The organism is Methylobacterium indicum (assembly GCF_017347565.1).
Taxonomy (GTDB): Bacteria; Pseudomonadota; Alphaproteobacteria; order Rhizobiales; family Beijerinckiaceae; genus Methylobacterium; species Methylobacterium indicum.
In genome coordinates this window covers 573,847-584,674 of sequence record NZ_AP024145.1, presented here as the reverse complement: position 1 = coordinate 584,674, position 10,828 = coordinate 573,847, and the positions used below count along the sequence as shown (strand labels likewise).

At 71.2% G+C, this 10,828-nt stretch carries 8 protein-coding genes; 5 read left to right on the top strand and 3 right to left on the bottom strand.

All coding sequences use genetic code 11. The annotated features are described in order from the left end of the window. Positions 1-11 precede the first annotated feature (11 nt). Together miv_RS02685 and miv_RS02680 are read left to right on the top strand one after the other, a co-directional pair. Entirely contained in the window at positions 12-275 is a 264-nt protein-coding gene (locus miv_RS02685; RefSeq protein WP_048430593.1) for a type II toxin-antitoxin system Phd/YefM family antitoxin, read from the top strand. A 15-nt stretch (positions 276-290) separates the two neighbouring features. After that, positions 291-563: a Txe/YoeB family addiction module toxin gene (locus miv_RS02680; RefSeq protein ID WP_207181318.1), complete on the top strand. Its 273-nt coding sequence runs from the start codon at positions 291-293 to the stop codon at positions 561-563. Between the two features lie 161 nt (positions 564-724). Here the strand turns inward: miv_RS02680 and miv_RS02675 are convergent, their stop codons facing one another. After that, on the bottom strand, positions 725-2,284 hold the full coding sequence (locus miv_RS02675) for an OpgD/OpgG family glucan biosynthesis protein (protein WP_207181316.1): 1,560 nt from the start codon (positions 2,282-2,284) through the stop codon (positions 725-727). A gap of 11 nt (positions 2,285-2,295) precedes the next feature. After that, positions 2,296-2,475, bottom strand: coding sequence for a hypothetical protein (locus tag miv_RS02670; protein WP_048430596.1), 180 nt, complete (start codon positions 2,473-2,475; stop codon positions 2,296-2,298). A gap of 269 nt (positions 2,476-2,744) precedes the next feature. Between miv_RS02670 and miv_RS02665 the strand changes: the two genes are divergently transcribed. After that, positions 2,745-4,343, top strand: coding sequence for a gamma-glutamyltransferase family protein (locus miv_RS02665; protein WP_207181315.1), 1,599 nt, complete (start codon positions 2,745-2,747; stop codon positions 4,341-4,343). 333 nt (positions 4,344-4,676) lie between these two features. On the opposite strand, the gene miv_RS02660 is transcribed toward miv_RS02665, so the two are convergent. Further along, positions 4,677-6,545, bottom strand: a complete 1,869-nt coding sequence (locus tag miv_RS02660; protein WP_207181312.1) for a M3 family oligoendopeptidase — start codon at positions 6,543-6,545, stop codon at positions 4,677-4,679. A gap of 317 nt (positions 6,546-6,862) precedes the next feature. Here miv_RS02660 and miv_RS02655 point away from each other — a divergent pair, with 317 nt between their 5' ends. Both miv_RS02655 and miv_RS02650 read left to right on the top strand, forming a co-directional pair. Then, on the top strand, positions 6,863-8,350 hold the full coding sequence (locus tag miv_RS02655; RefSeq protein WP_207181310.1) for a sigma-54-dependent transcriptional regulator: 1,488 nt from the start codon (positions 6,863-6,865) through the stop codon (positions 8,348-8,350). A gap of 240 nt (positions 8,351-8,590) precedes the next feature. Continuing rightward, positions 8,591-10,738 carry a L,D-transpeptidase family protein gene (locus miv_RS02650; RefSeq protein WP_207181308.1) on the top strand — a complete coding sequence of 716 codons (2,148 nt, stop codon included), beginning with the start codon at positions 8,591-8,593 and terminating at the stop codon, positions 10,736-10,738. The last annotated feature ends 90 nt before the right edge of the window (positions 10,739-10,828 follow it).

Genomic DNA, 10,828 nt, shown 5'->3' with positions numbered 1-10,828 from the left:
AGAGGCTAGCCATGACTCATGTGAGCCTGACCGACTTTCGACAGAGCATCGCCGCCCATTTCGACAGGGTCGAGCGTGACCGCGAAGAGCTGGTCGTCACCCGCCAGGGTCACGAACCGCTGGTGTTGCTGCCACTCGCCGAGTTGGAGAGCCTCCGGGAGACCCTGCACCTGCTGGGCACGCCCGCCAATGCCCGGCGACTGATGCGGTCGATCGAGCAGCTCGACGCAGGTCAAACGATCGAACGCGCGCTCATCGAACCCGATCAGCCCTGAGGGGGCCGCCGGGGGATGAAGTTGACCTTCTCGGACGATGCCTGGAGCGATTATGTGTTCTGGCAGGGTGAGGACACGGCCACGCTGGAGCGGATCAATGCTCTCATCAAAGAGATCAAACGCACGCCCTTCACCGGGACGGGCAAGCCCGAGCCTTTGAAGTTCAAGCTCAAGGGTTGGTGGTCGCGCCGGATCTCGGGGGAGCACCGACTCGTCTATCGTGTGAGCGGTTCCGGCTCGACCCATACCCTCGAGATCGCGCAATGCCGATGGCACTACGATGATTAGAGCGATTCACGATCGCCTTGCAATCGCGAAGCTCTCTAAATCTTTGGATTTGCCGCATTTTCTGCGACGAACCGGTATCCACTTCGTCGGAAAATGCTCATGATCATCATCCGACGATCCGATGGCCGTTTCGTCGGACGATGATCCAGGAAGCAACGGCGTCACGCCGCCGGAATATACTGATACGTCCAGGTCTCGCTCAGCGTCTCGTCCCCGCGGCGCAGAAAGAGCCGCAGCTCGACAGGCTCCGCGCCCGTGACCGCCAGATCGAACTCGGCCCGCCAATGGCCCGGCACGTCGTCCGGTACCGCCTCGGTGCGGGCAAGCGGGAAGGTGCCGCGCGACGCGGTGAGGACGGCCTCCGGCTTCACCCCGGCGGGCAGGCGGCCGAGGGGTTCGCCCAAAAACTCGACCACGAACTTGCGCACGCCCTTCGGCCGGTCGGTGCCGGCCTGGCCGCCATTGCCCTCGCGGGTGGCGACGACGCGAGCGAGGTTGCTCGGATAGGGCTCGCCCGCGACCCAGTGCAGGCGGTAGGCGAGGTCGTGCGAGGAGCCGGCGCGGGCGGGTTCGGCCGGCACCCACATCGCCACCACGTTGTCGTGGATCTCGTCGTCGGTGGCGTTCTCGACCAGCTGGACGCTGCCCTTGCCCCAATCACCCAGGGGCTCGACCCAGAGCGAGGGCCGGCGGTCGTAGTAGACGCCGTCCTGGTAGTGGTCGAACAGGCGGTCGCGCTGCATCAGCCCGAAGCCGCGCGGGCGCTCGTCCGAGAAGGCCGACACCATGGTGCGGGGCGGGTTGCGCAAGGGCCGCCAGATCCGCTCGCCGGTGCCGGTCCAGAGCGCCAGCCCGTCGGAATCGTGCACCTCCGGGCGCCAATCCACGGCGGTGGGCTTGGCGGTCTCGGAGAACCAGTACATCGAGGTGAGCGGCGCGAGGCCGAAGCGGCCGACATCCTTGCGCAGGTGCAGGCTCGCCTCGATGTCCATCACCACCGACTTGGTGCGCCGCATCCTGAAGCGGTAGGCGCCGGCGGCCGAGGGGCCGTCGAGCAGCGTCACGACCGTGACGGTGTCGGAATCCGACGCCGGGGTCTCGAACCAGACATGGGTGAAGTCCGGGAATTCCTCCGGCCGGTCGGGCATCACCGTGTCGAGGGCGAGCCCCCTCGCCGAGAGGCCGTACTGGTAGAGCTCGCCGATCGCCCGGAAATACGAGGCGCCGAGGAAGGCCACCCAGTCGTTGCGGCGCCAGTCGAGGGGGCCGCCGCGGCGCTCCTGGAAGCGAAAGCCGGCAAAGCCCGGATTCGGCGGCAGCCGCCGTGCGGGGGAATCCGCCGGCATCTCGAAGGCGGCCGGATCGTAGACGATCTCGCGCGCCTGGCCTCCCTCGACGACGTGCATCCGCACCGGCTTCTGGAAGTAGCGGCCGAGATGGAAGAACGTGACCGGGAAGGCGCTCGGGCCGTCGGCCCAGAGCGCATGGTCGGGCTTGAACTTGAGCTTGCCGTGGGCGTCGTAGTCGATCGCCTGCAGCACGTCGCGGTCGGGAATCGCGGGCGGCGCGTAGGGCTTGGCGGCCATCTCCCTCGCCCGGGCCTTCAGGGCCTCGAAGCTGAACGGCTCCGGCGTGCCGAGGGGCAGTTCGGCGCTCAGGACCTCGGGGCCGGAGGCGAGCAGGAGCGCGGCGCCGGCGAGCAGACTGCGACGGTCGATCATCGGGAGGCGCCCTAGCGGATCGGCTCGATGCTGGTGGCCCGGCGCCAGAGCTGGACCATGATGTAGAGGGCGCAGAGGCTGAACAGCACCATCAGGACGTGGCCGACGGTGTCGCCGAGCTCGAAGATGCCGGCGAGCGCCCAGCCCGCCGCGATGGCCACCGCGAACACCTCGACGCCGACCAGCACCATGATGCTGAGGATGGTGACGAGGCTGCGGGGCTTGAGGGAAGCTGATGCGGGCACGCGGCCTGACCCTTGTGCTGGATGGCGGGGCGACGGGCGGGCAAGGCGCCTATCGTTTCACGGCTCCGGGGACTAGCCTGAACCGGCGGCCCCGCGCAACCGCGCGGCCCCCTGCCCGTCGATTTCGTAACGTCACCGCAAGCCGCCCGTCATCCAAAGCCGCAAGCCTTGCAAAGCCGCAAGCCATCCAAAGCCGAGAGACATCCAAGCCCCCGATGCCCGAGACCCCCGTCTTCGCCCGCGCCGCCTGCGCGGCCCCCCACCACCTCGCGGCCGAGGCCGGCCGGGCGATCCTCGCCGAGGGCGGCAACGCCGTCGAGGCGATGCTCGCCATGGCGGCGACCATCGCGGTGGTCTATCCCCACATGAACGGCCTCGGCGGCGACGGCTTCTGGCTGATCCGCGGCCCGACCGGCGTCGTGCGGGCGATCGAGGCCTGCGGCCCGGCCGGCAGCCTCGCGACGATCGAGCGCTACCGCGACAAGGGCCACGAGACGATCCCCGAGCGCGGGCCCGACGCGGCCCTGACGGTGGCCGGCGCGGTCGGCGGCTGGGCGCTGGCGCACGAGATCGCCCGCGATCTCGGCGGGCGCCTGCCCCTCGACCTCGTCCTGTCCGATGCCGTGCGCCACGCCCGCGAGGGTGTGGCGGTCTCGGCCTCCGAGGCGCGCTACGTGCCGAAGGAACTCGACACGCTCCACGACCAGCCGGGCTTCAAGGACACTTTTTTGGTCGACGGCAAGCCGCCGAAGGCCGGCGTGAAACGGGCGCTGCCGGCGCTCGCCGCGACGCTCGAGCAGCTCGGCCATGCCGGGCTCGACGATTTCTACCGCGGCGATGTCGGCCGCGAGATCGCCGCCGATCTCGAACGGGCCGGCAGCCCGGTCACCCGCGCCGATATCCAGCGCTACCGGGCGGTGTCGCGGGCGCCGCTGTCGCTGAAGCTCTCGGGCGGGACGGTCTACAACTGCCCGCCACCGAGCCAGGGCCTCGCGGCGCTGACGATCCTCGGCCTCTACGAGCGGCTGGGCCGCATCCGGCCCGAGACGGCGGCGCATTACCACGGCCTGATCGAGGCGACGAAGCGCGCCTTCCGGATCCGCGACGCGGTGGTGACCGACTTCGACCGCCTGCGCCACGATCCCGCGGCGTTCCTCACGCCGGAGCGCCTGGCGGCCGAGGCCGCGGCGATCCGCATGGACCGGGCCTCGCCCTACCCCGTGCGCCCGGTCGGCGACGGCGATACGGTGTGGATGGGGGCGATCGATGCGAACGGCGTCGCGGTCTCCTACATCCAGTCGGTCTACTGGGAATTCGGCTCCGGCCTCGTCCTGCCGCGCACCGGCATCACCTGGCAGAACCGCGGCATCGCGTTCTCGCTCGATCCCAAGGCCGTCAACCCGCTGGAGCCGGGGCGGCGGCCGTTCCACACCCTCAACCCGGCCCTTGCCGTGCTCGCCGACGGGCGGGTCATGTCCTACGGCAGCATGGGCGGCGACGGGCAGCCGCAATTCCAGGCCCAGGTCTTCACCCGGTACGCCACCTACGGCATGGGCGTGGCCGAGGCGGTGGACGCGCCGCGTCTTCTGTTCGGCCGCACCTGGGGTGCGGACTCGATGACCGTGAAGGTCGAGGACCGGTTCGACTCCGCCTGCATCGCGGCGCTGGCGCGGATGGGCCACGAGGTCGAGGAGCTGGGCGGCTCCTACATCGACTCGCTGGGCCATGCCGGCCTGCTGGTGCGCCACCCGGGCAACGGCCGGATCGAGGCGACGCACGATCCGCGCTCGGATGGCGGGGCGGCGGGGGTGTGAGGGGGCCTGAGTTTTCGGCCGCGGTTCCTGCCTTCTTCTCAGGCCCCCTCAACCAACGATCCCCGTATCGTGGGAGATTTTTCATCCCACCCACACCCTCATCCTGAGGCGTCAGCCCATCGAAGATGGGCTGACCTGGAAGGAGGTCTCCAGCAGGCTCGGAGATTTCTGAAGCCCTCCTTCGAGGTCGGTCGATCCGCGATCGACTGATACCTCAGGATGAGGCCGCAAGTGGGAGAAGGGGGAGGCTTGCCAGCCCTCACCCACCGATCCGCGACCCCGAAACGCGACGCCCGAACCGACGGCCGGATCATCGGCCGCCGGCCGGCACCCTCACGCCTCCATCGCCTCCAGCTCCGCGATCATGCCCTCGATCATCGAGAGGCCGATCTGCCAGAAGGCCGGGTCGCGGGCATCCAGCCCGAACGGCGCCAGGAGTTCGCCGTAGGGCCGGCTGCCGCCGGCCGACAGGAGCGCGAAGTAGCGCTCGACGAAGGCCTCCTCCGCCGCCGGGTCGCCGTTCGCCCGCTGGTAGACGCCGTAGAGCGAGTTCACCAGGCAGTCGCCGAAGGCGTAGGCGTAGACGTAGAACGGCGAGTGGATGAAGTGGGGGATGTAGGCCCAGTAGGGCTCGTAGCCCTCGTCGAGGCGGATCGCCGGGCCGAGGCTCTCGGCCTGGACCGACATCCAGAGCTCGCAGATCTTCTCGGCGGTCAGCTCGCCCTCCCGGCGGGCGAGGTGGACCTTGCGCTCGAAGGCGTAGAACGCGATCTGGCGCACCACCGTGTTGATCATGTCCTCGACCTTGGCGGCCAGCATCGCCCGGCGCTGGACCGGGTCGGTGGTGGCCTCCAGCACCCGCCGGAAGGTCAGCATCTCGCCGAACACGCTGGCGGTCTCGGCCAGCGTCAGCGGCGTCGGGGCCATCAGCGCGCCGTTGGGCCCCGCCAGCACCTGGTGGACGCCGTGGCCGAGCTCGTGGGCGAGCGTCATCACGTCCCGCGGCTTGCCCTGGTAGTTGACCAGCACGAAGGGATGGGCCGAGGGCACGGTCGGATGCGCGAAGGCGCCCGGCGCCTTGCCGGGGCGCACCGGCGCGTCGATCCAGCTGCCGTCGAAGAAGCGCCGGGCGATCTCGGCCATCTTCGGCGAGAACGCGCCGTAGGCCGACAGCACGGTCTCGCGGGCCTCGGCCCAGGGGATCGTGCGCTGCTCGACCTTCGGCAGCGGCGCGTTGCGGTCCCAATAGGCCAGGCTGTCGCGCCCGAACCACCGCGCCTTCAGCGTGTAGTAGCGGTGCGACAGGCGCGGATAGGCCGCCTGAACGGCGGCGACCAGCGCCTCGACGGTGTCGCGCTCGACCCGGTTGGCGAGGTGGCGGGCATCCGACACGTCGGTGAAGCCGCGCCAGCGGTCGGAGATCTCCTTGTCCTTGGCCAGCGTGTTGGTGATCAGCGTGAACACCCGCAGGTTCGACCGGAACACGTGGCTCAGCGCGCCGGCCGCGTCCCGGCGCACGGCCTCGTCCGGGTCCTGGAGCTTGTTGAGGGTCGGCTCCAGCGTCAGTTCCTCGCCCCGCAGGGGGAAGCGCAGCGACGCGATGGTCTCGTCGAACAGCCGGTTCCAGGCGGCGCGGCCGGTCACCGACTTCTCGAGGAAGAGCTTTTCCGCCTCGTCGCTCAGCTGGTGCGGCTTCTCGCGGCGGATATCCTCGAGCCAGGGCCGGTAGCGCGACAGCGGCGGGTGGGCGGCGGCCTCGTCGATCAGCCGGTCCTCGACCCGGTTGAGCTCGAGGGTGAAGAACAGGAGGTCGCTCGCCGCGGCGGTCAGGCGCTCCTGGGTGTCGCCGTAGAACTTCGCCCGCGCCGGATCGGTGGTGTCGCCCGAATAGACGAGGCCGGCATAGGACATCAGCCGGCCGAGCCGATCCTCGATCGCCTCGTAGGCGGCGACCGCGGTGCCGAGCCGGTCGGGGGCGCCGTCGCCCGCCGCGAGCCCGGCGACCCGGCCGCGATAGCTCTCGGCGAAGGCCCGGCACTCGGCCTCGGCCTGCTTGAGATCGTCGGCGAAGGCCGGGTCGTCGAGCCCGGCATAGAGGTCCGACAGGTCCCATTCCGGCAGCGGCCCGAGATCGACGGCGCGGGCCGTGGCCTGGGCGGTGCTCAGGGCGCTGTCCGACGGTGCGGCGGCACTCTGCGGCATGGGGGTGTTCCTCTCGGGGCGCGAAGGCAATGTCGGGCGTGCGCCGGCACATATCGGCTCCCACCGGCCCGCGATCAACCGAGGCCGCGGCGATTGCGCGATCACCGCCCCGCCAGCACGCGCCGTGCCGCCGACCGGGCCCCGGACGGGCAACCTTCCGTTGGCGTTAAGGGGCACTTTACGGTTGTGGCGCAGCATGCGGCTCGAAACGAAACAGTCCCGCGATTCGCGCCGCCCCCTCGTCGGAGCGCGGCGCCGGACACGGAACGAGGCCCCGGGCGGCGCGAGCCGCCGCCCCGGTCCCCCGAGGAGAGCAGATGACCACCACGGTCCTCATCGTCGACGACGATCCCGTGCAGCGCCGCCTGGCGGAAGCCATGGTCCGGCGCCTCGGGTACGAGGCGGTGGTCGCCGAGAGCGGGACGGCCGGGCTCGATGCGCTGCGCGCCCCCGATGCCGGCATCGACGTGGTGCTCCTCGACCTCGCCATGCCGGGCGACCTCGACGGGCTCGGCGTGCTGGCCGAATTGCGCAAGGCCGGCATCGACACGCCGGTCATCGTCCAGACGGCGAACGGCTCGATCGACGCGGTCGTCAACGCGATGCGGGCGGGCGCGATCGACTTCGTGGTCAAGCCCGCCGGCCCCGAGCGGCTCCAGGTCTCGATCCGCAACGCCCTCCAGGTCGACCAGCTCCAGGACGAGATCCGGCGGATGCGCCGGCGGGCGTCCGGCGCGCTGTCGTTCCGCGACCTCACCTCGAAGAGCCCCGACATGGGCCGGGTGATGCGGCTCGCCGAGCGGGCGGCGAAATCCACCATCCCGGTCCTGATCGAGGGCGAGTCCGGCGTCGGCAAGGAGGTGCTGGCCCGCGCGATCCAGGGCTCGGGCGAGCGCCGCGGCAAGCCCTTCGTCACGGTCAATTGCGGGGCGATCCCCGACAACCTCGTCGAATCGACCCTGTTCGGCCACGAGAAGGGGGCGTTTACCGGCGCCACCGAGCGCCATCTCGGCAAGTTCGTCGAGGCCTCGGGCGGCACGCTCTTCCTCGACGAGATCGGCGAACTGCCCCTCGACGCGCAGGTGAAGCTCTTGCGCGCGCTGCAGGAAGGCGAGGTCGATCCGGTCGGCGGGCGCAAGAGCGTGCGGGTCGACATCCGGCTGATCTCGGCGACCAACCGTTCGCTCCTCGACCTCGTGAAGCAGGGCCGCTTCCGCGAGGACCTGTACTACCGCCTCAACGTCTTCCCGATGACCCTGCCCCCCTTACGGGCCCGGCGCGAGGACATCCCGGACCTCGCCCGCTCGTTCTGCGCCCGCTTCGCGGCCGAGGAGGGCAAGCGGGTCCGCGGCATCGCCGCGGAGGCGATGGCGCTCATCACCCGCTACGACTGGCCCGGCAACGTGCGCCAGCTCGAGAACGCGCTGTTTCGCGCCGTGGTGCTCGCCGACGGCGACGAGCTGACGATCGCGGAATTCCCCCAGATCGCCGCCCAGGTCCAGGGCTTCGACGTGCGCATCCCCGCGGCCCCCGCTTCCCCTGAGCCCGGCACCGCCCCGGCCCCGGTGCGCGAGATCGTCCGGGTCGAGGTGCGCGATCCCCACGCCCTGTCCCTCGTGGCCGAGGAGACCGGCGAGATGAAGACGATGGAGGGGCTGGAGGGCGAGATCATCCGCTATGCCCTGCAATTCTATCGCGGGCGAATGTCCGAGGTGTCGCGCCGGCTCGGCATCGGTCGCTCGACCCTCTATCGCAAGTTGAAGGAACTCGGCCTCGACGACGAGAAGGCGGAAGACGCCGCCTGATCCTGCCGCCCGGTCCGAAGAAAACCGCATTTGACGGGCTCAGGGCTCGTCGGCCGGGCGAGCGGGAACGATGTCGCGCGGCGAACACTGCCGTGCGCCATCGCACCCGTCGTGAAGGCCTGGGGGCGGCATTCCGCCGGAGTGTGGCTGCCGTGCGATGGTGCGGCCTGCGCCGGCATGTTGACTGATCTAGATGATCCAGCGTGGCCGCTTCCCGGCCGCGGCTTCGAGGAGAGGACCATGGCTCCCAAGCGCAGGACCGGCCGAAACGTCGGCGCGGCGGCGACCCTCGCGGTGCTGCTGGCGGCGCAGCTCGGCCAGCCGGGCGCCCGGGCCGAAGGCGTCGCCGCAGCGGCGGCCGGCGAGGCCGCGGCGAGCACTCCCGTGCCGGTCGCGGCGGCTCCCGCGATCACCACGATCCCGGACAGGGCCGCCCCCGCCGCCGCCCCGCCCGAGAGCGCCGCCCCGAAGGCCGAGATTCCGGGGAGCGAGCTGCCGAAGGGCGATTTGCCCAAAGGCGATTCGCCGAAGAGCGAGGGGCCGAAGGCCGCGACCGCCGCGGTCTCGCCCGAGGTCGTGCCGGTCCCGCCGGCGACGCCTCCGGCCGCGCCAACCCCGCCCGCGCCCGACGCGCCGCCGGCCCCCGGGGAATCGGCTGCCCCCGCCCTGCCCGCGCCCGCCCCCGGCGACCCGGTGGCCGAGGCGGTGGCGGCGCGCCTCGCCGATCCGAGCTTCACGCTGATCCGCCGCCTGAACACGAAGCAGCGGGAGGCGATGCAGGCCTTCTACGCGCTCGGCGCCTTCAAGTCGGTCTGGCTCACGGAGAGCGGCTGGTCCGACGCCGCCAAGGCGGTGATCGCCCGGCTGCAGGCCGCGGGCGAGGACGGTCTCGACCCCCTCGCCTACCCGATCCCGCTCCTCGACCCGCCCCACGCCACGGCGGCCGACCGGGCCGAGGCCGACCTCAAGCTCTCGGCGGCGGCCGTGCTCTATGCCCGCGACGCCCGCGGCGGGCGCCTCGAACCCTCGCGCCTGTCGCGCTTCATCACCCCGAAGCTCGACCTGCCCGGTGCCGACGCGGTGCTGACCCGCCTCACCCCGGCCGGGACGAATGCCGGCGCCCTCCTCCAGGCCTACAATCCGGGGCAGCCCGGCTACCTCGCCCTCAAGGCCAAGCTCGCGAGCCTGCGGGCCCAGCAGCCGAACCGCGCCGTGCCGATGGTGCGCCTGCCCAAGGGCCCGGCGCTGAAGGCCGGCATGCACGACGCGCGGGTGCCGCTGATCCGCGCCCGCTTCGGCCTGACCGGCGCGCAGGACGCCACCGCCTACGACGAGGGCGTGGCGACGGCGGTGGCCAGCTTCCAGCGCCAGCGCGGAATGAAGGCGAGCGGCGTTCTCGATCCTGCCACCGTGGCGGCCCTCGCCGGCCCGAGCCCGGACCGGCAGGAGGCCGACCTCCTCGCCAACATGGAGCGCTGGCGCTGGCTACCGGCGGATCTCGGCCGCACCCACGTCTTCGTCAACATCCCCGAATACAAGGTCCGGGTGATCCGCGATGGCCGCGTCCTCGACGAGGCCCGGGTGATCGTCGGCAAGCCGGATTCCCCGACCCCGATCTTTTCGGGCGAGATGACCTACGCGGTGGTCAACCCGTCCTGGACGGTGCCGCCCTCGATCCTCAAGAGCCAGTTTCTGCCCGGCCTCGCCCGCGATCCGAACTACGCGGCGCGCCTCGGCTACCAGGTGGTGAAGCGCGGCAACGGCATCGCCATCCGGCAGCCGCCGGGCGAGCGCAATGCGCTCGGCTTCATCAAGTTCATGTTCCCCAACGACCACGCGGTCTACCTGCACGACACGCCGAACCGCACCCTGTTCTCCCGCTCCGAGCGGGCGCTGAGCCACGGCTGCGTGCGCGTCGACGACCCGTTCCGCTTCGCCCAGGTGGTGCTCGGATCGCACTGGCCGCAGGAGCGGCTGCAGAAGCTGATCGGCAAGGGCGAGCGCACCGTGATGCTGCCCGAGAAGCTGCCGGTCCACCTCGCCTACTTCACCCTGGAGGCCGACGCGAACGGGACCTTGCGCAGCCTGCCCGACCTGTACGGCGTCAACGCCCGGGTGAAGGTGGCGCTCGGCCTCTCGAACGAGGCGCTGCCGCCCGAGGCCGGCCACAAGCCCAAGGTCGCCGCGCCCAAGGTCGCCAAGCCGAAGCCCACCGGCACCCCCGCCGCCACGCCGCATCGCGACCGGGACCTGGCCCAGCAGACCGCCCCCCGCCCGGCCCCGCGCCGCCCGGTCGCCACCGCGACCGAGCCCCAGGAACCGGCGGCGGTGCAGCCGGCCCCGGACTATTTCGGCGAGACCGGGGCGATCCGGCGGGGCTGGTGGTAGCCACTCCCACACGCCGACGCGGCAGGGCCGAAGCGGCAAAGGCTTCAACGCCTCGCCGCCCATGTGTGATCACGGGGATAAAGTCGTTTT